The sequence below is a fragment of the Natronoarchaeum sp. GCM10025321 genome, assembly GCF_042663585.1.
GTDB lineage: Archaea > Halobacteriota > Halobacteria > Halobacteriales > Natronoarchaeaceae > Natranaeroarchaeum.
In genome coordinates this window covers 1,581,540-1,603,509 of record NZ_JBHTAN010000006.1, presented here as the reverse complement: position 1 = coordinate 1,603,509, position 21,970 = coordinate 1,581,540, and the positions used below count along the sequence as shown (strand labels likewise).

Sequence of the window (21,970 nt, the reverse complement as noted above, 5' to 3'; positions counted from 1 at the left end):
ACCGGCGGGACTTGAACCCACTCTTTCGTCCGCTCGCGAACCGGGCGAAAAACCCATGCCTGTCGCGGCCGACTCGGTATATATGAGCGAGCGCACCGATCAGCTCTCCAAGAGCCGTGATTCCGAGGTCGATACCGGAAGCTTCGACGAGAGCCTCCTCGACGACTCGACCGAGCGGCGAGAGCCCGATCCTCCGGCGGAATCGAGCGATGGCTCGCGTCTCGCGGAGTACTTCGCCCCGAAAATATTTCTCGTCGTCTTCGCGCTGTTGGCCGTACTGGGCCAACTCGGCAGTACCTTCGTCCCCCTCGTCGGGGGGCCGCTCGGCGTGTTTGTCGGTGCGTTCGCCGTCGGGCTAGCCAGCAGTCGTCGTCGCTACGGGGAGTCGCTCGTCGCCGGCGGCCTCGTCGGTGCGCTCGGCGTCCTGATCGGTAACATCACGCTCGCGGCCGTCACCAGTTCGATGCTGACGCTGACCGGCGTCGGGGCTGGGGCTGGCATCGTCCTCGGTCTTCTCGGCGTCTACTTCGGGCGCGACCTCCGCAACGGTCTCACAGAGGACATCTGATTACTCGTCGAGCGCCCAGCCGTCACCGACCCGTTCGACCAGGTCGTGTTCCGCCATCTCCGCCAGCACCTCCTGGACCATGCCCGGCGGCGCGTCGACGGCCTTGCTGATCGACTCGGTCTCCGCCGGGCCGTCGGCCAGTTCGAGCAATACGTCGGCGTACAACCGGCTGTTCTCCGTGGCATCGAGTTCGTCGGTCAGTCGGTCGAGGACGTCCGTGATCCGACCCTGGACCCAGCGCTGAGCCATCGAAAGCTCGTTTTCGAGTCGTTCGAGTTCACGAAGCTCTGCCGCCATCGACTGGCTGTCGTCGCCCTCCTCGCTAGCCCGCACGTCGAGCGAGAGATAGCGCCACGTGGTCACATCGAGCTTTCGGCTCCGCGGATACGCGCTTTTCGTCCCGAACTCGTAGGGCGAGACGTTGACTTCGAGCCGGAGGTTCCGAGAGATGTGGAAGTACTTTCGTCGCTGGCTGTCGGTCCGACTCTCGATGATTCCGGCCTCTTCGAGTTTCCGCAGATGATCGATCACTGCCTTGGGGCTGACGTCGAGATATTCGCTGATCTCGGTGACGTAGCAGGGCTTGTGGGCGAGAAGGCGGAGAATCCGCCGACGGTTTTCGTTGCCAAGGAGATCGAGCAGGGCTGCAGAGTCCATCTATAGGTAGTTATTCGTCTGCGATGAAAAGCATGTCTGCTCGGGTATTTCGGCTACTCGCGGGCCGTCCGATAGAAACGAGGGGCTACGCCGATGCCAGGGAGAGAGCCCTACTGGAGTCGTCCTGTGCGCTATCAGGCTGCTTACCCTGACTGTCCTTGTCCTGAGGGCCCTGTTTGCGTTCCGAGCCTTTCTCGTCTGAGGGGCCGGTGTCATCCCCCGCGCCGGGCACACTGTCAGGTGGACCGACCTCGCTTGGTGCCGGACCGCCAGGGATTGCACCTGCCGCCTCTGCGACTTCGGGACCGCGCAAGTCGGCGACGCCCTTCGAGAGGTCGTCGAACGGTGCTCCGGAGTGACCGGCCTTTTTGGCAAGGCTGGCGGAGTTGTTCACTTCGCGTTCCAGCGAGTGGATCTCGCTAGCGATCCGGCTCATCCGCACTTGTGTGCTGACATCGTTTTCCGCGTCTTCGAGCTCTGCTTTCTGCTGTCTGAGCGCGGTCAGCCTGGCTTCGAGGTCAGCCGCCCGATTGTCGAGCACCGCGGCCCTGTCGTCTGCCTGCTGGTACTCGGCGTCGAACATTCCTTCGCTGACCGCGCTCTCGGTGTTCGTGCTACTCGACTGCATGAACGAACCCATCTGAACGCCGAGGCTGGCGTTCCCTGTGGGTTCCGTTTCGGACTCCTCGTCGAGCACCCCTATCGCTCCCGACGCACCGGCGAACGAAGCGAGAACGGCAAGCCCGACGATGGCAACCGTAGCGAACGCCACAACACGAAGGGGTCTCATTGAAACTCACTACCACTACAGATCTTAAAAAAGCGCAGTTTCGTTCGTTCCGTTCATTCGGCAGAAATATCTGTTTAAAACTGCTTTGAGCGTTTAAAGCCAGCAGAGAATCAGTAAATAGTGTTTTTGGATCTCATACCGGTCGACCACGATGGGCCGGGACTTCGGGCGGTGACGACGGTCCGGACCGGCGGAACTTTTATACTATGACGAGGCCCTTGTTAACGTGTAGCATGTTCGAGGAATTCTCCAGCGGCTACTACTTCGGTCGTCTCTACGTCGAACCGTTCGACGGTGATAAAGCCGTCATGCAGCGAGAGCAACACGAACGCGTCAACGAGGAGCTCTACGCGACCGGAGAGGGGATCGAGCGACTCGATTCGCCACTGGTGATGAAACTCGACCGCCAGCACTTCTCGGTACACGGCGAGTCCGGAATCCCTCCGGACACGATTGCGGTACCGGAGTCGATCATCGACGAGACAGACATCGACAACCCACCGACAGTGCGGGAAGTGTTCCTGGCCAAGCGCGACCACGCCCGCAAACTGCTCGACATGTTCGGTCAGCATTCTCAGCCCGCATCGGATGCGTCAAACAACGGCTCAGCCACCGGCCGGTGATCCCTCCGACCGGTAGGACTTTGCGAACATAGGGACATCCTACGACCATGCGCGAAGCAGAGGAAACGACCCGACAGCGCATTGCCCGAACCCTTCGGAACGAGACCGAGACGCCCAGTGGCCTCGCCGCGGAGTTCGACGTCTCCGTCGGCGCTGCACTCGATCACGTCACACATCTCGCTCACTCGCTGGACCCAACGGACGAAGAACTGCTCGTCGCCCCGCCGACCTGCCGGGAGTGTGGGTTCGACGAGTTTGACGATCCGGCGAACGTTCCCTCCCGCTGTCCGGAGTGCAAACACGAAGGGATCGAAGAACCGGCGTTCAGAATCGACTAGAACTCGACGTTCGACGTCGACGTCCGGTCGAGGTCGTCCGTCTCGATACCACCCGTAGCGACGAACTCGTACTTCTCGTCGGTAAGGTAGACGTTGCCGTCTTCGGCGGTGACGTCGATCCCCTCCAGAAACGCTCCCTCACACGGTCCATAGGTACATCGTCCGCTGTCGGACTCGAAGTACGCCCCATGGTTCGCACAGATGATCTCGCCGTCCCGCATCGGTGCACCCGAGCCCTTGTCGAGTGGGATGTGGGTCAGATGCTGGCAGTAGTTCATCCACCCGGCAACGCCGTCCGCAAGTTCAGTCAAAACGGCCTCTCGTTTCTCCCCCGATTCGACGTCGCGAACGGTGAAGATTAGCGTCGTCTCCCGTGGCACCTCCTCGACCGACGTAATACTCGTTCCCGAACTCATCGTGTACCGAAAGTGACTGGCTGATGTATAACGTTCCGGTTCGACCGATGGCAGGAGAAGGGGTAGCTTCGAGCACCGCGCTGGCGAGGCCGTACATCGTCTCGCTGTCGCACGATACAGTGCGTTTATACAATGCGACACGCCGAATCAGTAGGCAAGAGACCGTATAGGGGGCCGGAGTGGTGCTAGAAGTCCAGTAGCGTTGACCCGACGAGGTAGATCACGAGCGTCACCGCGATAGCGGCCCCCGCACCGATGCCCGGATCCGGTTCGGCGACCGAGAGGCCGACCGCAATCGCGACGATGGAACCGGCTTCGAGTCCCAGGCCGAGCACGCCCATCTGCGCGCTCGACGAAACACGCTGACTCGCATCCGCAAATCCGAGTTCCTCGTCGGACTGCTCCTGTACCGTCGAGAGACCCATGAACCACGGCAGGAACAGATACGATCCCACGCCGCCGAACGCACCGACAATCGCACCGTAGACGGCACTCTCCAGGAGCATATAGCCGACCACACCGTACGCGACGACGGTCGTCACCGCCGCCACAGCCCCGAACAGGGTGAACAGGCGCTCGTTGGCATCGACCTCCGATTCGGTATCTCCCTCGAACTGGACCGCACTATCTTCCATACAGAATAGCAGTAGATATTAGATAAAAAGTATCTTGGGTATCCGTCGTATCGTCAGCTCACTCCGCCTGGGAGACGGCCCCACCCAGCCCCGCCAGCACCTCGAAGAAGTCGGGGAAAGAGACGTCGACGTGCTCCGCGCCGGTGATCGTGGTCTGACCGTCGGCGACGAGGCCGGCTACTGCCAGCGACATAATGATCCGGTGGTCCGCACAGCCGTCGACCGTCGCGCCCGAAAGCTCGGTTTCGTCGCCGTGGATCGTCAGCACGTCGTGTTCCTCCGTTACTTCGGCCCCCATCTTCCCGAGTTCCTCGGCCATCGCGCTCACGCGATCGGTCTCCTTGTACCGGACGTGTTCGCAGTTCTCGATCCGGGTGTCGCCGTCGGCTATCGCGCCGAGCGTGGCGATGGTCGGCAACAGGTCCGGCGTGTCGCCAACGTCGACGGTTGTCCCCGATAGCTCGCTGCGCTCGACGGTAATCACGCCGTCCTCGCGGTTCCAGTCGATGGCCGCGCCCATGTCTTCGAGGATCCCCAGGATGGCGCTGTCGCCCTGTGCACTCGGATAGGCTCCCTGAATCTCGACGGCGTCGTCGCCTGCCACCGCACCGACCGCGAGCAGGTACGACATCGAGGAGAAGTCACCGGGCACCGAGTACTCGCCGCCCTCTGGGGCGTAGGACTGGCCGCCCTCGACCGAGAAGCCCCGCTCGGTCCGGCGAGCGTCGACACCGTAGTCGGCCATCAGTTCGGTCGTGATGTCGACGTAGGGTGAGGACTTGAGTTCCGTCTCCAGGTCAATGTCGATGCCGTCCTCGGTCACCGCACCGGCAAAGAGCAGCGCGGAGATGAACTGCGAGGAGACATCGCCCGGAATCGAGACGGTGCCGCCCGAAATCGGCCCCTCGATGACCAGCGGTGCCTGTCCGTTTCCGCGGGTGCTCCGTGCACTCCCGCCGAGCTGGTCGATGGCGTCGAGCAGGGGGCCATGTGGGCGTGACCGAAGGGATGCGTCGCCGGTCAGAACGGTCATCCCGTCGGCCAGCGCGGCCGTCGCGGTGACGAGTCGCGTCGTCGTCCCGCTGTTGCCACAGTCGATGACGTCGTCGGGAACCTCGGGGCGGCCATCGAACCCCGCCACGTCGAGTGTTCCGTTCGTCTCCGAGACGTCCCCGCCGAACGCTTCGACTGCTCGCATCGTGGCCCGGATATCGGCACTTTCGAGCGGCCCGTGGACCAGTGCGCCGTCCGCGTAGCCCGCGGCCAGCACTGCACGGTGCGTATAGCTCTTCGATGGCGGCGCGCTCGCGGATCCGCTGACGGTCGATGGCGTGATCGTGACGTTCATATCGGCCCTGATGGCCGGGAGTGGTATCACAGTACCGGAACGTGCCACCCGAACAGTAAGGAGGGTGCCGCACAGAGATGCGGCTATGGGACTTCTCTCTCGACTGCGTTCCTGGTTCGGCGGTGGCTCCGATACAGAGAAGCGAGAAGGCGAGGCCGATGCGACCGAGACCGACGCTACAGAGTCGGGGCTCGACCCCGACAACGTCACCGAGGTCAGAACGGGATCCAGTGACGACGCCGCCGACAAACTCCGGGAGGTTTCGGGCCGGCGGGCCGAGGATTCCGAGGAGCCAGCAGACGGCTGAACAGGACGGATCTGTCGACTGGTAAACTTTTTACTGGAGAACGAGAAACGACGAACTACGCCCACGCTGCCCGAGGATTCCGCCCTCCGCCACCGACGGTCTGGGATGGCGAGACGGTCTACAGCGTCGGTAGCGGCTGTACGGTCCTCGCCGCCGACGGCGACGGCGAGCGCTGGCGACGCGAACTCGACTTCGAGAGCTGCTCGATTGTCGACGGCTGGGTCGACGGTAAGACGGTCGCCTTCCTGTTCGAGTCCGGCGAACTCCGCTGGCTCAGACGGACCGACGAGGAACCGGGCTTGCTGTGGTGAGTCCCCGAATTATATACTCCACCGCGCCCGAGAGGAGGGTATGGAACCCGACCTCTCACGACTCGCCGACGTCATCGACGACCGGGGTGCGGACGGCTACCTCTTCGACGGCCACGACGACTCCGACCAGTACTACGTCTGTGGCTTCGACGCGCCGGATCCCTTCGTCGCGCTGTACGACGGCGAGGGCGCACATCTGCTGGTGTCCGGACTGGAGTACGGCCGTGCCGTCTCGGAGAGTCGAGCAGACAGTGTCTCCAGATACGAGGAGTACGACTATCAGGAGCGTGCAGCCGAGGACGGTCCACGAGAGGGGCGGCTGGCGACGATTGCCGCCTTCCTCGCGGACAATCACGTCGAGTCCGTGCTGATCCCCGGCCAGTTCCCAACGGGCACCGCCGACGGCCTGCGCGAACACGCCATCGACGTCTCGGTCGAGTCAGAGGACGTGATCACGGAGATCCGCTCGGTCAAGACCGACGAGGAGATCGAACACGTCCGGACGGCCCAGCGCGCCAACGAGGCCGCGATGGCCCGCGCCGAGGAACTGATCGGTGGCACGACGGTCGAAGATGGCCAGCTAGTCCACGACGGCGAGGTGCTGACGAGCGAGCGCGTTAAGCAGGCTATCGAGATCGAACTACTTCGGGAGGGCTGTGCGCTCGACGAGACGATAGTCGCCTGCGGCGCGGACGGTGCGGACCCGCATGACCGCGGAAGTGGCCCGCTCGACGCCGAGGAATCCATCGTCGTCGACATCTTCCCCCGTGACAAGGAGACGGGCTATCACGCCGACATGACCCGGACGTTCCTCAAAGGCACGGCAAGCGAAGAGCTTCGTGACCGCTACGAGATCACTCACGAGGCACACGGGGCCGCGCTCGACGCCGTCGAAGCCGGTGCCACCGGCGCGGACGTCCACGACGCGGTCTGTGACGTCTACGAGGAAGCGGGCTACGCCACGCTCCGTGATGATCCCTCGACGGAGACGGGATTCATCCACGGCACCGGCCACGGCATCGGGCTGGACGTCCACGAACTCCCGCGGCTGAACCCGACCGGCGGCGAACTGAAGGCTGGCCAGATCATCACTATCGAACCCGGCCTCTACGATCCCGACGTGGGCGGTATTCGGATCGAAGATCTCGTCGTCGTCACCGAAGACGGCTACGAGAACCTCACCGACTACCCGAAAGGGCTAGAACTCGCCTGAGAAGCGCTCGAACCGGTAACCGAGATCTGAGGGAAGCCACGCTTACAGTCCTAACTCCCGACCGATCACGAGTTCCTGGATCTCGCTCGTTCCCTCGCCGATCTCCATCAGTTTGGCGTCGCGGTAGAACCGTTGTGGCGCGAAATCCGTCGTGTATCCGTAGCCACCGAGCGTCTGGACGGCCTCTTCGGCGACCTCGCGGGCCGTCTCGCTGGCGTCGAGTTTCGCCAGCGAACTCGCCTTGGTGACGTCCTCGCCCTGGTCGTACATCCACGCGGCTTTGTGGGTCAGTAGCCGCGAGCGCTCGATCTTCCGGTCCATCGCCACGATCTTGTTTCTGATAGCGTCGAACTCGGAGATCGGCTGGCCGAACTGCTCGCGCTCCGTGGCGTAGGATTTTGCGGCCTCGTAGGCACCCTGCGCCAGTCCGACCGAGAGCGCTGCGATGGAGATACGACCGCCGTCGAGGGTTGCTTTGGTCTGGTCCCAGCCCTCGCCCGGGTCGCCGAGCAGGCGGTCCTCGGGGAGGCGGACGTCATCGAGTTGGATCTCACAGGTCGGCGAGGCGTTCAGGCCCATCTTGTCCCAGACAGTGGTGACCTCGAACCCGTCGTCCTCGGTCGGGTCGACGATGAACGTCGAAATGCCATCGTAGCCTGCGCCGGGATCGGTCACTGCCTTGACGAGGATGGAGCCAGCGACGTTCGCGTTCGTGATGAACTGCTTTGTCCCATTGAGCACCCACTCGTCGCCCTCCTTCTCGGCCATCGTGTCCATGTCGCTGGCGTCGCTCCCGCTGGAGGGTTCCGTGAGCGCCCAGCCACCCATGTGCTCGCCCTCGGCGAGCGGGCGAAGCCAGCGCTCTTTCTGTGCTTCCGTTCCGAACGCTTCGATCGGTTTCGAGGCCAGACTGACGTGGGCGGCGTAGGAGAGTCCGATCGCACCCGAGACCCGGCCCAGTTCCTCGACGATCAGGGCGTACATCAACTGATCGCCGCCGAGTCCGCCGTACTCCTCGTCGACCGGCACGCTCATGACGTCGAGTGCGGCGAGTTCGTCGAAGACCTCCTGTGGGAAACGGTGTTCTTCTTCGATCTCTCCTGCTATCGGCTCGATTTCCGCCTCACAGACCTCCCGGACGGCCTCTCGCATCATCCGGTGTTCGTCGGGAATCCGAAACTCCATGCGGGGACGTAGAGCGAGGTAGGTGATAAATACGACGAACGATCATGTTGGATGTCTTGCTCGTGACGGCCCGAGAGAAATTTAAGCGTCGCTGACGTTCGTCGTAACAATGGATTTGCGTGGTCTCGTTCGGGGCACCGTCGACTGGGCTGACCTCGAAGGGGTCGGCCGCAGGCTTGCCGAACGGTCAGACGAAGAGTCGGTCCGGATCGAGTTTCTTGAGGCGGACAACTGGCTATCGACGCCACTGATCGTCGACGAGCAGTGGTTCGTGAAGATCATCTCGCCCCAGAACGCCTTCGTCCACGCGGTGCTCACCGGGGCACGCAACATCGGTGCGTTTTCGAGCGGAACGGCCGGCTTCTTCGAGCGGTTCGAGGGGCCAGTCGAGATGGGCCGACACGAACTCGAAGCCAACGAGCGCATGGGCGAAATCGGCCTCAACACGCCGGCCCCGGTCGGCGTCTTCGAGTACGAACAGTTCGGCGTCGTCGTTCTGGAGTATCTGGACGACTTCCGATCGCTGGGCGACCTCTCGCCGATGGAGAAGCTTTCTTACACGGACGAACTGTTCGAGTCTCTCGCCAGGATGCACGAACACGGGCTAGCACACGGTGATCTGCGGGCCGAGAACGTCCTCGTAGTCGACGGGGAACTTTACTTCATCGACGCGACGAGCGTTCGCGAGGACGGGATGGACGGGGCACGGGCGTACGATCTATCCTGTGCACTGGCGGTCCTCGCACCTGCCATCGACGCCGAGACTGCCGTGGAGTACGCACTCGCACACAACTCCATCGAGGACGTACTCGCGGCACGCGAGTTCCTCGATTTCGTCAAACTGCGACCGGACCACGACTTCGACGCCTTGCGAGTCAAAGGCGAAATCGTGAAGGCCGCCGACGCGCCAGCACGGTCGACGACCGGCCAGTAATCAGTTAATTTTCCCGACACACGTCAACATGCCTCACGGCAGAGGTGCTTTTTTCATGATAGGCGGCCTACTTTCATCAGGTTCGACCATGACACACAACCACTACATCGACGGCGAGTGGACCGACGGACACGGCGACGAAACCTTCGAGAGTACCGATCCGGCGACCGGTGACGTGCTCGCCGAGTTCCACCAGGGGACCGAGGCAGACGTCGAGACTGCCGTCGCAGCCGCAGACGAGGCCTTCGAGGAGTGGCGAGACCTCTCGTACATCGACCGTGCGGAGTATCTCTGGGAGATCTATCACGAACTCCGTGAGCGTACGGACGAACTCGGCGAGATAGTCACCAGGGAGTGCGGGAAAGAGATCAGTGAGGGTCGTGCGGACGTCGTCGAGGCCGCCCACATGGTCGAGTGGGCGGCGGGCAACGCCCGCCATCCGCATGGTGACGTGGTACCGAGCGAAATCGGTGCAAAAGACGCGTATATGCGCCGGAAACCGCGGGGAGTCGTCGGCTGTGTCACGCCGTGGAACTTCCCGGTCGCGATCCCGTTCTGGCATATGGCCGTCACGCTCGTCGAGGGCAACACGGTCGTCTGGAAACCCGCCGAACAGACGCCGTGGTGCGGCCAGATCATCGCCGAGATGTTCGAGGAGAGCGGCATTCCGGACGGCGTGTTCAATCTGGTACAGGGGTTCGGCGACACCGGGGCCGCCATCGTCGACGACGACCGCGTCGACACCGTACTGTTCACTGGCTCCGCCGAGGTCGGCCACGAGATATCGGATCAGGTCGGCGGCGAACCGGGCAAGACCGCCGCCTGCGAGATGGGCGGCAAGAACGCCATCGTGATCACCGAGGAGGCGGATCTTGACATCGCGGTCCACAGCGCCGTGATGTCGAGTTTCAAGACGACCGGCCAGCGCTGTGTCTCCAGCGAGCGCCTGATCGTCCACTCCGACGTCTACGACGAGTTCAAAGAACGGTTCGTCAGCCTCGCCGAGGACGTCTCGGTCGGCGATCCGCTCTCGGAGTCGACGTTCATGGGGCCGCTCGTCGACGAGGACGCCGTCGAGAAGTTCCACCGGTACAACGACCTCGCCCGCGAGGAGGGCGCAAACGTCCTCGTCGACCGGGCAGACCTCGACGAGGACGCGATGCTGGACGCCGACGGTCACTGGGTCGGCCCGTTCGTCTACGAGATGGAGTACAGCCCCGAGTACCGCTGTCTCCGCGAGGAGGTGTTCGGCCCGCACGTTGCCCTGATCGAGTACGAGGGCGGGATCGAGCGCGCAACGGAGATCCACAACAACGTCCCGTACGGGCTTGCGGGCGCGGTCATCTCCGAGAACTACCGGCAGCTAAACCACTACCGTGATCGGGCGGAAATCGGCCTCGCCTACGCCAATCTGCCCTGTATCGGCGCGGAGGTACAGCTACCGTTTGGCGGCGTCAAGAAGTCCGGCACCGGGTCGCCGAGCGCCCGTGAAGTGATCGAATCAGTGACCGACCGGACGGCGTGGACGCTGAACAACAGCAAAGAGATCGAGATGGCACAGGGTCTCTCGGCGGATATCCACACCAGCGACGAGGAGTAGCGTCGGCTAGCGAGTCGGTATCTCGAAAGTGAGAGGGGGTGGAGCCGAGGAGCATCGAGCCGTGAAACCGGGGCCACCTAGGACGGCCCCGGTGTGGACGGGTCGAGCGCGACGAGCGTTTGCCGGCGCGACGTGAAAAGCGTCGATGTGCCGGCAACAGTCTTTCGGCCCGTCTCCGTATAAATGCACTGTTCTGGGCACAGAGATCCCGTCGCCCGCTGGAGGGTATCGACGCCTGGATCGCTCCCGGACAGCGGTCAGTGTCGACGGTCACGCCACGCGGGGAACTCCTCTCGAACGCGCTCGACGACGCCCGGATCGATCTCTGCGGTCACCAGCCTCGGCTGGTCGCTCGACGATGCGAGCGTCGTCCCCCAGGGATCGTACACCGTCGAACGGCCCAGGAGCGTCGCGTCGTCGAACTCCCCAGAGCCGTTGACCGTGGCGATGTACTGCTGGTTCTCTATCGCCCGGGCCCGTGAGAGCGTCTCCCAGTGCTCGACCCGGGGGTACGGCCACGCGCTCGGCACGACGATCAGGGTCGCGCCCTGCTCCGCGAGGCGACGGAACTGCTCGGGAAAGCGGAGGTCATAGCAGGTCGTCATCCCGACCGAGAACCCCTCGAAGTCGACGACGGTGTCGCGCTCGCCGGGGACGAGCAGTTCGGCCTCGGCGGAGTCGTAGCCGAAGAGATGGCGTTTGCGGTAGACGCCTTGCCGGCGTCCCTCCCGATCGAAGAAGACGGTCGTGTTTGCGAGTCCCGACTCGGCGGGCGTCTGTGCGGTTTCGGTGGCGGCCAGATCCTCGACGATGCTTCCGGCGACGACTCCGATGCCGTGTTCGGCGGCCGAATCGGCCATCCGCGTCAGCGTCTCGCCGTCGAGTGGCTCTGCGAGTCGCTCGTAGACGTCGAACGCGAAGTAGCCGACGTTGAAAATTTCGGGGAGCGCAACGATGTCCGCGCCTTTCGCCGCCGCAGTAGCGATGGCGTCCTCGGCGCGTCGCCGGTTCTCCTCGACGGCGGCGGCTTCGATTCCGAGTTGTGCCAGCGCGAGTTTCATTCTTCAGTTCCGGTATCGCTCCGGAGTGCGGCCTCCAGATTACCGAGTTCGGCGTCGAGGTTCTTCTCGAAGTAACGCTCCACGCCCGGCAGTCGGCCATCGACAACGAAGCGGTTTACGACGCGGCTTCCCCCATCGATCGCTTCGATCTCGTGCTCGCCAGTGACCCGCATCAGTTTCGAGCGGCCGACGAACTTGACGTAGTTCGGCGGTTCGCGGGTCACGTCCTCCGTTTCGACGGAGGCAGTGCGGTTCACGATCGGGATCGGAAGATCGACTTGCCACGTCGCCTTCCGGCCGTCTTCGTCGTTCAACGTGAATTCGGAGACGACACTGATCGCGCGAGCGCGTTGCTCCGGGCTGGCGATGAACTCCCAGACGCGCTCCGGCGGCACGGCCAACTCGAACGTACGCTCAACCCGGACGGTCATATAATACTCTGACGACCACGGGGGTAAAAGTCCGCTGGAAGCGGCGTAACTAGCTGACCGTTACTCTCCAAGTCGTCGACCGTGCTCGTCCCCACTTCTCGATATCGACTTCCTCGGCCTTTTCGGCCAGCATCGGAAGCCGCGACCCGACCTGTTTTGCTGTCAGTCCCAGCGACTCGGCGATGTTTTTTGCTCTGAAGTAGCCTTCGCCGCCGGAGGCGCTCTCGCGCAGGTACGAGACGATACGGCGTTCTTCCTCCGTGTACTCGGTCATCCTATCGCGCGCTAGGGGGTCCACGCGCTTAACACTTTTCGAGGAGGAGTGTCCCTCAGCCGTAAATCTGGATCGAGAGGATTGTGAGCGCGCCGAAGACGAGCACTGCGGCGAACCCGAACGCGCCGACGAGTTGGGGCGCAAGCGAGGTCGCCCCGACGTACATTACCGCCGCACTGATCGTCGCGAGAACACCGAACAGTATCGCGTAGCCGGTCTCTTTGTCCGTCGGTCCCGCCGACTGTGTAGACATGTATCCTCGTTTCAACGGGGGAAACTTAGCTCTTGTTAGATCTCACCACGCCGGTTGTATCCACATCGGTGTCGACGGTCGAAGGTGGATGTCACTCGTCATCCTCAGAACCGCACTGTCCGGGAGCAAGCTACGGATTGCCGCCGTCACACTGGTCGAACTCCTCGGGACGGTCGTCGTCGCCACGAGAGTGGGTCTCGGCGGCGTGCCGGTGATCACTGAGGAACGAGGACTACTTGATGGTCGTGTGCTCGGACTCCTCGTTCAGTGCGAGGTTTGCGGCGATTTCGGCGTTTCGCATCGCGTACTCGGCGGTCTGTTTGAGGCTGACGAGCACTTCCCGCACCTCCAGCAGGTCCTCGTTTTCCATCTCGGGGAGGTCGGCGAGGATCTCCTGTTCGCGGTCGCCGATCTCGTGGAACCGTTTGCGGGCCTCGATCGTCTTGTCGTAATCGCGCTCGACGGCGCTTTCGACGCCGAGTTGGGTTAGCTCGTCGACGTCGTCGGTAAACTCGCGGATCCGACGCATGGTGTCGCTGTCGACCTGCAGGGAGTGGTCGTCGCTCTCCATGACGATCTCTGCGATATCCTCGGCGTTGTCCGCGGTCAGTTCGAGGTTCTTCGCGATCGACCGGTAGCCGATCAGTGGGAAGCCGGATTCGAGTCCGACCGCCCGTGCGAGGTTGGGGTTCTGGTAGGCAGTGAAGATCAGACGGAGCAGGAGGACAAAGATCTTGTTGGCCTGCCGTTCGCGGTTCAGGGCGCGCTGTGCGAGGTCGGCGTTGCCGTGGGCGAGCGCCTTGATCCCCTCGCCGCGCATCGTCGACCCGGTCGACTCCAGCCGTTCGAGCAGGTTGTCGAGCGTGAAGTCCTCGGGATCGACCGAACAGCGGATGGCGATACTCTCGGGGGTCTCCTCGATCACACCCAGTCCCATCAACTGCGTCTCGGCGCGGTAGACTGCGTTGATGTGGTCGCTCGACAGCGCGCCTTCGGTCTGGTCGATCCGGATGACACGCCGCCCGAGCACGTACTGGGCGACGATCGCTCGCTCGACGGCGTCGGCGTCGAGGTCGTCGGCTCTGATGATCGCTTCCGATTCGTCGGTGTTTGCCGACTCCGACAACACCGTTAGCGTCCCTTTACCACTCATTCGCAGGGAGACTTCGTCGCCCTTTTCGACGTCGTGTTCGGACGCCCATTCCGCGGGCAACGTCATCGCGAGCGTCGACGGCCCGAGCCGCTGCACCTTTCGCGTTTCCATGCCCCCATATAACATTGAGGTCACCTTAATCTTATCCATACGCACATCATTCTAGATGATGTCATAATATATTCGACAGCGTCTTTATACAATATTCGCAGAGAGATAGTAGACCGCACCTGACCTCACCGGACCTGCATCATCCGCCGCTCGAACCGGCCGACACGTACTTTCATCCAGCCACGTAGCGAGTCGTCGACGGCCTCGTCGCCAGTGTCTACGCGGAGCACGTCGAGGTCGTCGAGTTTCGCCTTCGAGGCGACGACTTCGACCTCACAGCGTTCCAGCACCGCCGGCGAGATCTGGTCGTTCCCGCGGCCGAAAATGAAGCCCTGTCCGCCGATCGGCGAGACGACAGCCACGTTCGACTCACCCAGCGCCGCCAGGATTTCCGCCTCGCTCGCGTCCTCGACGAGTACTTTACCCTCGGGCGTATCGCCGTCACGCCCGACCGCACGCCAGACGTCCACGCCGAGCGGCGAGCCATCGAAACCGAGTTCGCGTTTGATCGCGCCGAGCGTGCTGCCGGGCCCGAGAACGTAGGTGGTGCCGGAGTCGACGCTGTCCGCAAAGCCTGCCGCCAGGGTCTCGACGCTCCCGCCGCCGATCTGTTTGCTGGCCTGTAGTTCGTCGGCGACTGGCACGGGCCGAACCGCGCGCAGTTCGGTCTCGACGTCGCCGCCGCGGTAGGCGTCCTCGTCGATATCGTTTATTTCGCGTGGCTCGACTCGGTCGTAGGTCGCGGCGATGCGGCCGGCCTCTTTCGGTGTAACGCCGAACACCGACGAGTACACTTTGACACCGGCAGGGACGCCGAGCATCGGCGTCGTCACCTCCTGGCGATCCAGCACCTCGGCGACGTCGACCGCCGTGCCGTCGCCGCCCACGAATAGCACGAGATCGACGTTGGCTTCGACGAAAGCCCGTACTGCCTCGCAGGTGTCGGCGGCGCTCGTCTCACCCGGTGTCTCTCCGTCGGGCCGAGTGACGACCTCGGGATCGAAGCCAGCCTCGCGAGCGGCGTCGGCACCCATCACGCCACCGGCAACGAGCAACTCGATATCCGAGTCGTGGCGGGCGAGGGACTCCAGGGCCGCGACTGCCCGGTCGAACGACCGCGGTTCGGCACCACGGTCGATCGCCTCGTCGACCTTTCCGTCGGTACCCTTGAGTCCGACGCGCCCGCCCATGCCAGCAACCGGATTCACGACGACGCCGATACGACGCATGCTCCGACGTAGCGGGGCGACGGTTAAAAACGCGGCTGTCGGTCACTCGGCGGGTGCCGCCGTTTCCGCTTCGGCGGTCTCCGTCGCATCGTCTGCGACGACGGCGTTCACCACGGCCCCGAGCAAGAGCAAGATTGCGCCGAAGTAGAGCCACGTCAGAAAGAGCAAGACGCCGCCGAGTATCCCGTAGGCCTCGAAGCTCGCAGCATAGGTGGTGTAGATCTGGAAGCCGATCTGCAGACCGATCCAGCCGATCGTGGCCACAACGGTTCCGGGTAGCGCCTCCCGAACGGTCATCGCTGTCGGCGGCATGGTGTAGTACAGTGGCAGGAACACGATCGTCAATCCGACCAACAGGGCGACCAGACCGAACAGGTCGACGAAGAGTGGGCCGACGATGGTCGCTCGCCGAATGAACGTCCCAACGCCGAGCATCACGACGATGCCGAGACCGACCAGCAGAAGGACGGTTAGCCCGTTCCGGATCTGACGGGGCAGAGAGGTCGTGACATCCGATACGTAGATCCGGTCGAACGACGTGTCGACCGCCCGGAACACCTTGATCGCTGACCAGGTCAACCCGACTAAGCCGACGATCGATGCACCAGTGCGTCCGTCGGGGTTTTCCAGTGCATCGCTGACGAGCGACTCGCCTGACGAGGAGAGTTGGTCCCCGACGAGGGAGACGATACGTTCGGCGAACGCCTCGCCGCCAACGAGTGATCCGACAGAGAGCGTCAACAGCAACAGCGGGACGACCGAGAAGAACGCGTAGTACGCGATACTGGCGGCCAGGAAGGTGACGTTGTTCTCACTCATCCGATCGATGACGGAGCGAGCGGTCGCCTGCGGGTCCATATTCACAGTATAGGGTTTCTGGATAGTAAATCGGATGCAACCGAGGCTTCTCAAAGTTTAAGAGCACACGCCGGAAAGAAGCCGATATGACGCCGATCCCTCTCGAAGCCGGACTGCCGATGTGGGAGACCAGTCTCATCGTGCTCGGCGGGAGCATCCTGATAACGCTCGCGTGGCTGTTTTCGCTGTTCCGGTAGCCGGCTACTCCGTGTCCCGAACGTCGACCCGCTCGTGGAGCCAACCGGCCGCCGATTCGACGGCCCCGGGGTCGGTTCCGGTAAGCTTCACCCGGACGTACTCGCCGGGATAGACGCCGACACCGACGTCGAAGCGACCGCGTAGCTCCTCGATCCGGTCGAGGAGGGCACTTTCGGGTTCATCGATAGTGACGGTCCTGGCGTAGCGTTGCTCGCCGACAAACTCGTCGGCGATGGACTCGAACATCCCGCGCATCTCGGCGGGGACGCCCGGCAGGACGTACACCTCCTCGTCGACGACACAGCCAGGTGCAACGCCGACCTCGTTGTGAAGCGGGCGCGCACCGGCAGGGATGTGACTCGTCCCCTCGGCCAGGTCCTTGCGGGCGTAGCCACCCTCCTCGACGATCCACTCCAGGGCTTCCTCGTTCGATTCGACCGCTCTACCGTACGCGGCGGCGACGGCCTCCATCGTCATGTCGTCGTGGGTCGGACCCAGCCCACCGGTGACGATCAGGGCGTCGTACTCGACGCGATACTCGTTGACCACGCGGGCGATTTCACCGACGCGGTCGGGGATGACCGTGATCCGCTCGACGTCGACACCGCGCTCGTCGAGACGCTCGCAGAGCCAGGTGGCGTTCGTGTTCGTCGTGTCACCCGACAGTATCTCGTCCCCGACGTTGACTAGTGCGACGTGCATACCGGCTACTTGCGGCGTGGAGAATAAAAACGCGCCGGGAGTGCGGGAGCGTCTGCGAGGTCCGACCCCCGAACGTCGTGCTCAGTCGTCGTCGGCCGCCGCCGCTTCCGAGTCGGCGAGGTCGGCAAGATCCACTGACGCGAATCGAACGATCGGTTCGAACCGCTCGACTGCGAAGCGGCTTCCGTCGGTGATGTTGCGAGCCTCGCTCTCTGCGAGGCGTCGGTCGACGAACCGCTCGGCGACCAGAGCCAGGCGACCGTCGCCCTCCTCGATCCGCTCCTGTGCCTGTGCGAGCAACAGGCTGGCGGTGAATACGTCGAAGATGTAGTGCGCAAGCCGCTTGGCGGACAGTTGAGCGTACTCGCCGTCCTCCGCGGCAAGCGTCGCCGCGGCCGCGGTCAGATCGTGGAACTCGTCGGTGACGGTCGCAACGCTATCGGCGAGCGCCGGATGTGAGACGGCGTCGAGACGCTCCTGTACGACCGCGGCGAAGGGGTTGAACGCGTCCTCACGGTCGAGCGCGCGCAACACGTCGAGCGAGAGGATGTTCTCGGTCCCCTCCCAGATGGGCAACACCTGTGCGTCCCGCAGGAGTCGGTTCGTCACGAAATCGTTCACGTAGCCGTTGCCGCCCTGGATCTCCATGCCGTAGGAGGCGGTATCGACCGCCAGCCGGCCCGTCCGGAGCTTTGCGATGGGTGTCAGCAGTCGCATCAGCCGGTAGGCTTCGTCGTCGGACTCGCCCGCCCGCCGAGCCGTGACGTGCTCGGAGAACAGCCGTGCGGTCTCGAAGGTAAATGCCGTCGCTGCCTCGTGATCGACCGCCATGTCGACGAGATCCTCGCGCATCAGTGGGTACTGATCGATGGTCTGGCCGAACGCCTCCCTGTTCGCCGCTTTTACTTTGCTCTCCAGCAGTACCCGCCCCATGATCCCGCAGGCCGCGGCGGCGTTCGAGAGCCGTTCGAGGTTCAGCATCTGGGCCATCTGCTTGAACCCGGCCTCCTGCTTGCCGACGAGGAACGCCTTCGTCTCATCGAGTTCCACCTCGCCGGTCGGGACGCTGATCGTGCCGAGTTTGTCCTTTAGCCGCCGGTAGCGCTGGTCGTTGAGACCGTCCTCGACCGTGGCGTCGGACCGCTCGGCCCGCCGCTCTTTTGTCAGAACACCCTCGCCGTCGCCGTGGGGCACCAGAAACATCGAGAGTCCCTCGGTTCCCGCCGGCGCGTCCTCGGTGCGAGCGAGCGCGAGCGTCCCTTCGGCGTCGATGTTCGAACAGAACCACTTCTCGCCGGTGAGCCGCCAGCATTCGGCGGATTCGTCGTACTCTGCGGTCGTCTCGGTCGCGCCCACATCGCTCCCACCCTGCTCCTCGGTCAGGAACATCGCGCCCTCGATCAGGTCGTCGTACTCGCGGCTGGTAAGCGCGGAGAAGTACTCGGCAAGGTCGCCGTCGTCGAACCGTTCGAGGACGAGCGCCGCGCCGCCCGTCATGGCGACGGGACAGGCGAGTCCCGGATCGCTGTACGAAAGCAAGTAGAGCATCCCGAGATTGTGACTCATCGGCATCGGTTCGTCCCGTCCGGGGGGTGCCTGAAACGCGTCGGCGACGACTCCCGAGCCATAGGCTAACCGTTCGTTCTCGAACTGCTCGGCGACGTACTCGACCCGGTTTACGATATCTCCGTATCTGTCGTGTGACTGCAGTTCGGGACCGTGGTCGTCGACGTAATCGGCGTTGTCGGCTATCACGTGGCCCGAGGCCGCGCCGAAGGCCGAGAGCCGTGGCTGGGCCCACTCGAACTCGCCCTCGTCGTAGACCCGCTCCAGTTCCCGCCGGAGCGTCCCGTCGAGTTTCCAGTAGTTCAGATTCCGTCCCCGGTCGTAGACGCCGTAGTCGAACCCGTCGGTCATGAGCGACAGTTCCTCACGGACGATCATAATAGTATCTCGGCAGACTGTACCGCTCAGATGTTCGGATCGGTCTTCTCGATGAGCGGGTGCTGGACGTAATCGTTGACCGAGATATCGTCGAGCGAGTCGAGGCCGGCGAGTCGCGCGGTTTCGAGAAAGCCGAGTTCGTCGACCTCCTCTGGCGAAACGGAGAGGACGTGCGCCCGCATCCGGTCGATGTCGACTCCGTCCGCCGCGCATGCCCTGTGGTGGCCGTCGATGATCAGCATCTTCTCTCCGTACGAGACGACGATGATCGGTTCCGCAAGCCCGTTTCTGAGTTCGTACTTGCGTCCCTCGAGTTCGTCCGCGTACACCTCTTGCTGGGTCGGGATCAGTGAGGCCACATCGACCTCTCGCTCGGTGACGTCGGCGTCGACGCCATGAGTCTGTTCGAGTATCCCGCATGTGCTCTCGACCTTCGCGGGCGTGGTCCGCTCGATCTGACTTCTGACGGCATCACCGTTCGAGAAGACGCCGAGCAGTACGCCATCCTCGTCGACGACCGGGAGGAACTGGTGGCCAGTTCGGAAGATGACGCGCGCAGCGTTCTCTATGGTCATCTCGGGGCGGACCACCACGAGTTCGCGGCTCATAACTTTTTTGACATGGGTGTCGCCAGGGATTTCCAGGAGGTCGGGCGCACCGACGAAGCCCAGTAGCTGACCCTCCTCGCCACAGACCGGCAGGCCACCGTACTGTGTCCCTGCTTTCAGTCGGTCGACGACGTCGGCGACCCACGCGTCCGGACCGACGGTGTTCAGGTCGGTGGTCATGTACTCGTCGACGCGAATCTCGTCGAACTCCATCAACGTCATTGTAGCCCTGGCGGCGGTTCGTCGTCGTCGAACTCGTCAGGCTGCTCGACGTTCAGGCCCAACTCCTCGCGTTTCTTCTGGATCTGCTGGATCTGGCGGTTGTAGTAGAAGTAGCCGCCAAGAGCGATGACGGAGAACACCGCAACGGCTCCCCAGAAGAGATACTGGTTCCGTGCGTTGTAGAACTGCACGGAGATCGCCGTCGAGACGTCGTCCCAGACGATTTGGGTGCGACCGTCAATCTCCTGGCTCTCGGCGCTACGCGGGCTGACGTGGCCGATAAGGAAATCGCTGGCCTCGTAGCCCTCGGGCAGAATCACGCGGTAGGAACCGGAGACGTAGGCGGGCTGGCTGAGCTGTTTCGATTCCGCGTTCGCGGTGAAGGCGAGTTGGCCTTCAGTGTCGTCGGGCAGATTGATGACGGTGCTTTCGTCGCCGTACTCGATATCCAGATCGGAGCCGTTGACGAACTCGTCGTCGCCGGATCGGTACTGTACGGCCCGGATTCGGACGGGACTATCCGAAGTGATCCCACGCTGGTAGAGCGTTAGCTGATCCTGACCGGTGACGTTGTAGACCGCCTTGTACTCGCTATCGCTGATGAAGCCACCGGCCTCGTAGATATCGATAACGACGTCTTCCTCGGTATCCCAGTCGTACTCCGCTTCTTCGTCCAGTTCGTCGTCCGAAATGCCGCTTCCGAAACACCCGGCGGTAACCGCGAGCAATGCGACGACAACGGTAGCGACGGCCAGACGTCGGTTCATTATGACGTTATGGGACGACTGCGCGGAGTTCGGAGGGGAGATAGCTGCCGATGCTAGAGAGCAGGCCCGGCGGGTCAGTCGATTCGGGGCAGACGATACTCTGTTCGAGCAGGCCGAGACGCTCAACGGTGATGATGTCCTGTGCGTGACCGGCACGGTTGACGGTCGCCCGTACCTCTGCACGGGTCGCGCTGTTGACGTTGACGCGACCGTCGCCGCGGGTCCACTCGTAGAGGCGGTCTATCTCCTCGTCGGCGAGTCGTGGCGACGACTCGTCGTAGACGAACCGGAGCGGCATGTGCTGGACGAGGCCGAACCGTTCGCGAACCTGCTGGGGGCTCCCGCGGCCGAGGTCGATGTGCTCCGCCGGGATCTGGATTTCGCGGCCGGCGTCGAGCACGAAGCCATCGTCGTTCCAGCCTTCGAGCGTTCCGACGTAGATCTCGCCCTCCTCGAACGAGTCGGTGATCTGTCCCCACTCCTCCGCGAGGACGTTCCGGGCCGCCACGGCGTCCGGTCCCTCGATCGTTACCGAGGGGAAGTCGTCGTGACGAATGCCGATCTCGAACTCGACATCGAGGTCACCGATGTCGTTGTTGACGAGCGATCGCAGTGAATCGAGTGCTCTGTCCCGCGCGTCGCCGCTGATGTACAGCTTCGTTGCGAGAACGACCATCAGGCCTCTACCTCGTTTTCGAGGTTCAGTTCGTCGCGGAGGGAATCGAGTCGCTGATCCATCGCGTCGACCAGGTGGGTGTTCTCCATCGCTTCGAGCGGCGAGCCACACTCGGGACACTCGAAGCCGAAGTCCATCGCTTCGCCGAACTCGAACCGGATCGAACAGACCTCACAGAGATAGAACTCGTGGTTACGCTCGTACTCCCGACGGTCGTCCAGTGCCTCGAACAGTCGGTGCATCTCCTCCTCTAGGTTCTCCGGAATCTTGTCGTACTCGAAGGTCCACAGATAGGTTAGCCAGCCGGAGTCCTCGTCACGGAGTCGCCGATAGGTCGCCAGGTCGTTCTCGTAGAGAATAAACAGGGCCCGGCGGACATCGTTGAGTTCCATGTCGAGTTCCTCGGCTAGCTCTTCGTCGGTCACTTCGCCGTCCGGAGGTGCCGCGGCGACTGGCATCCCCTTCGGGCCGACCAACTCGTGCAGGTACTTCTGGATGACGGGATCCTCGAGGAGCTCCTCAAAAGCCATTGTTATAGTTGGAACGGGCCGTGAGTTT

At 63.2% G+C, this 21,970-nt stretch carries 26 protein-coding genes; 7 read left to right on the top strand and 19 right to left on the bottom strand.

Annotation, left to right across the window (positions count from 1 at the left end):
* The first annotated feature begins 82 nt into the window (after positions 1-82).
* Positions 83-568, top strand: coding sequence for a hypothetical protein (locus ACFQL3_RS10925; RefSeq protein ID WP_377054162.1), 486 nt, complete (start codon positions 83-85; stop codon positions 566-568).
* On the opposite strand, the gene ACFQL3_RS10920 is transcribed toward ACFQL3_RS10925, so the two are convergent.
* Complete coding sequence (locus ACFQL3_RS10920; RefSeq protein ID WP_377054160.1) at positions 569-1,225, bottom strand: metalloregulator ArsR/SmtB family transcription factor; 657 nt, start codon at positions 1,223-1,225, stop codon at positions 569-571. It abuts the gene before it with no gap.
* An 85-nt stretch (positions 1,226-1,310) separates the two neighbouring features.
* Positions 1,311-2,015 (bottom strand): hypothetical protein, encoded by a 705-nt coding sequence (locus ACFQL3_RS10915; protein ID WP_377054158.1) that lies wholly within the window; start codon positions 2,013-2,015, stop codon positions 1,311-1,313.
* Positions 2,016-2,248: 233 nt separating this feature from the next.
* Between ACFQL3_RS10915 and ACFQL3_RS10910 the strand changes: the two genes are divergently transcribed.
* Entirely contained in the window at positions 2,249-2,638 is a 390-nt protein-coding gene (locus ACFQL3_RS10910) for a DUF5802 family protein (RefSeq protein ID WP_377054156.1), read from the top strand.
* Positions 2,639-2,685: 47 nt separating this feature from the next.
* A complete protein-coding gene (locus tag ACFQL3_RS10905; RefSeq protein WP_377054154.1) occupies positions 2,686-2,976 on the top strand; it encodes a transcriptional regulator in 291 nt (96 codons plus the stop codon).
* Here ACFQL3_RS10905 and ACFQL3_RS10900 read toward each other — a convergent pair.
* The 3 genes from ACFQL3_RS10900 to aroA all read right to left on the bottom strand — a co-directional run bounded on the left by ACFQL3_RS10900 (position 2,973) and on the right by aroA (position 5,375).
* Positions 2,973-3,392, bottom strand: coding sequence for a Rieske (2Fe-2S) protein (locus tag ACFQL3_RS10900; RefSeq protein ID WP_377054152.1), 420 nt, complete (start codon positions 3,390-3,392; stop codon positions 2,973-2,975). The genes ACFQL3_RS10905 and ACFQL3_RS10900 overlap by 4 nt on opposite strands.
* Positions 3,393-3,577: 185 nt before the next feature.
* Positions 3,578-4,027, bottom strand: a complete 450-nt coding sequence (locus tag ACFQL3_RS10895) for a hypothetical protein (RefSeq protein WP_377054150.1) — start codon at positions 4,025-4,027, stop codon at positions 3,578-3,580.
* Positions 4,028-4,085: 58 nt separating this feature from the next.
* Positions 4,086-5,375 (bottom strand): 3-phosphoshikimate 1-carboxyvinyltransferase, encoded by a 1,290-nt coding sequence (gene aroA / locus ACFQL3_RS10890; protein WP_377054148.1) that lies wholly within the window; start codon positions 5,373-5,375, stop codon positions 4,086-4,088.
* A gap of 85 nt (positions 5,376-5,460) precedes the next feature.
* Between aroA and ACFQL3_RS10885 the strand changes: the two genes are divergently transcribed.
* Both ACFQL3_RS10885 and ACFQL3_RS10880 read left to right on the top strand, forming a co-directional pair.
* On the top strand, positions 5,461-5,682 hold the full coding sequence (locus ACFQL3_RS10885) for a hypothetical protein (RefSeq protein WP_377054146.1): 222 nt from the start codon (positions 5,461-5,463) through the stop codon (positions 5,680-5,682).
* A gap of 351 nt (positions 5,683-6,033) precedes the next feature.
* The gene (locus tag ACFQL3_RS10880; RefSeq protein WP_377054144.1) at positions 6,034-7,206 is read left to right on the top strand and encodes a M24 family metallopeptidase; all 1,173 of its coding nucleotides are present in this window, start codon (positions 6,034-6,036) and stop codon (positions 7,204-7,206) included.
* A gap of 42 nt (positions 7,207-7,248) precedes the next feature.
* Here ACFQL3_RS10880 and ACFQL3_RS10875 read toward each other — a convergent pair whose 3' ends face one another.
* Positions 7,249-8,391 carry an acyl-CoA dehydrogenase family protein gene (locus tag ACFQL3_RS10875; RefSeq protein ID WP_377054142.1) on the bottom strand — a complete coding sequence of 381 codons (1,143 nt, stop codon included), beginning with the start codon at positions 8,389-8,391 and terminating at the stop codon, positions 7,249-7,251.
* A gap of 109 nt (positions 8,392-8,500) precedes the next feature.
* On the opposite strand from ACFQL3_RS10875, the gene ACFQL3_RS10870 reads away from it, so the two are divergent.
* On the top strand, positions 8,501-9,325 hold the full coding sequence (locus tag ACFQL3_RS10870) for an RIO1 family regulatory kinase/ATPase (RefSeq protein WP_377054140.1): 825 nt from the start codon (positions 8,501-8,503) through the stop codon (positions 9,323-9,325).
* 88 nt (positions 9,326-9,413) lie between these two features.
* Positions 9,414-10,925 carry an aldehyde dehydrogenase family protein gene (locus tag ACFQL3_RS10865; RefSeq protein WP_377054138.1) on the top strand — a complete coding sequence of 504 codons (1,512 nt, stop codon included), beginning with the start codon at positions 9,414-9,416 and terminating at the stop codon, positions 10,923-10,925.
* Between the two features lie 257 nt (positions 10,926-11,182).
* On the opposite strand, the gene ACFQL3_RS10860 is transcribed toward ACFQL3_RS10865, so the two are convergent.
* From ACFQL3_RS10860 to ACFQL3_RS10800, 13 genes are all read right to left on the bottom strand, one after another.
* Complete coding sequence (locus tag ACFQL3_RS10860) at positions 11,183-11,986, bottom strand: carbon-nitrogen family hydrolase (protein ID WP_377054136.1); 804 nt, start codon at positions 11,984-11,986, stop codon at positions 11,183-11,185.
* A complete protein-coding gene (locus ACFQL3_RS10855; protein WP_377054134.1) occupies positions 11,983-12,417 on the bottom strand; it encodes an SRPBCC family protein in 435 nt (144 codons plus the stop codon). Before ACFQL3_RS10855 ends, ACFQL3_RS10860 begins: the two co-directional genes overlap by 4 nt.
* Before the next feature lie 49 nt (positions 12,418-12,466).
* Positions 12,467-12,691, bottom strand: a complete 225-nt coding sequence (locus ACFQL3_RS10850; protein WP_377054132.1) for a DUF7123 family protein — start codon at positions 12,689-12,691, stop codon at positions 12,467-12,469.
* Positions 12,692-12,746: 55 nt separating this feature from the next.
* Positions 12,747-12,944: a DUF7525 family protein gene (locus ACFQL3_RS10845; protein WP_377054130.1), complete on the bottom strand. Its 198-nt coding sequence runs from the start codon at positions 12,942-12,944 to the stop codon at positions 12,747-12,749.
* Between the two features lie 232 nt (positions 12,945-13,176).
* Complete coding sequence (locus ACFQL3_RS10840; protein ID WP_377054128.1) at positions 13,177-14,208, bottom strand: PhoU domain-containing protein; 1,032 nt, start codon at positions 14,206-14,208, stop codon at positions 13,177-13,179.
* A gap of 125 nt (positions 14,209-14,333) precedes the next feature.
* Complete coding sequence (locus ACFQL3_RS10835) at positions 14,334-15,437, bottom strand: ATP-NAD kinase family protein (protein ID WP_377054127.1); 1,104 nt, start codon at positions 15,435-15,437, stop codon at positions 14,334-14,336.
* 42 nt (positions 15,438-15,479) lie between these two features.
* Positions 15,480-16,295, bottom strand: coding sequence for a YihY/virulence factor BrkB family protein (locus tag ACFQL3_RS10830; RefSeq protein ID WP_377054125.1), 816 nt, complete (start codon positions 16,293-16,295; stop codon positions 15,480-15,482).
* A 201-nt stretch (positions 16,296-16,496) separates the two neighbouring features.
* Positions 16,497-17,195: a competence/damage-inducible protein A gene (locus tag ACFQL3_RS10825; protein WP_377054123.1), complete on the bottom strand. Its 699-nt coding sequence runs from the start codon at positions 17,193-17,195 to the stop codon at positions 16,497-16,499.
* 81 nt (positions 17,196-17,276) lie between these two features.
* On the bottom strand, positions 17,277-19,112 hold the full coding sequence (locus ACFQL3_RS10820; RefSeq protein WP_377057080.1) for an acyl-CoA dehydrogenase family protein: 1,836 nt from the start codon (positions 19,110-19,112) through the stop codon (positions 17,277-17,279).
* 53 nt (positions 19,113-19,165) lie between these two features.
* Complete coding sequence (locus tag ACFQL3_RS10815; RefSeq protein ID WP_377057078.1) at positions 19,166-19,960, bottom strand: CBS domain-containing protein; 795 nt, start codon at positions 19,958-19,960, stop codon at positions 19,166-19,168.
* Positions 19,961-19,965: 5 nt separating this feature from the next.
* A complete protein-coding gene (locus ACFQL3_RS10810; protein ID WP_377054121.1) occupies positions 19,966-20,736 on the bottom strand; it encodes a DUF5803 family protein in 771 nt (256 codons plus the stop codon).
* A 7-nt stretch (positions 20,737-20,743) separates the two neighbouring features.
* Positions 20,744-21,412, bottom strand: a complete 669-nt coding sequence (locus ACFQL3_RS10805) for a DUF2110 family protein (protein ID WP_377054119.1) — start codon at positions 21,410-21,412, stop codon at positions 20,744-20,746.
* Positions 21,412-21,942, bottom strand: a complete 531-nt coding sequence (locus ACFQL3_RS10800) for a transcription factor (RefSeq protein ID WP_377054117.1) — start codon at positions 21,940-21,942, stop codon at positions 21,412-21,414. Before ACFQL3_RS10800 ends, ACFQL3_RS10805 begins: the two co-directional genes overlap by 1 nt.
* Between the last annotated feature and the right edge of the window lie 28 nt (positions 21,943-21,970).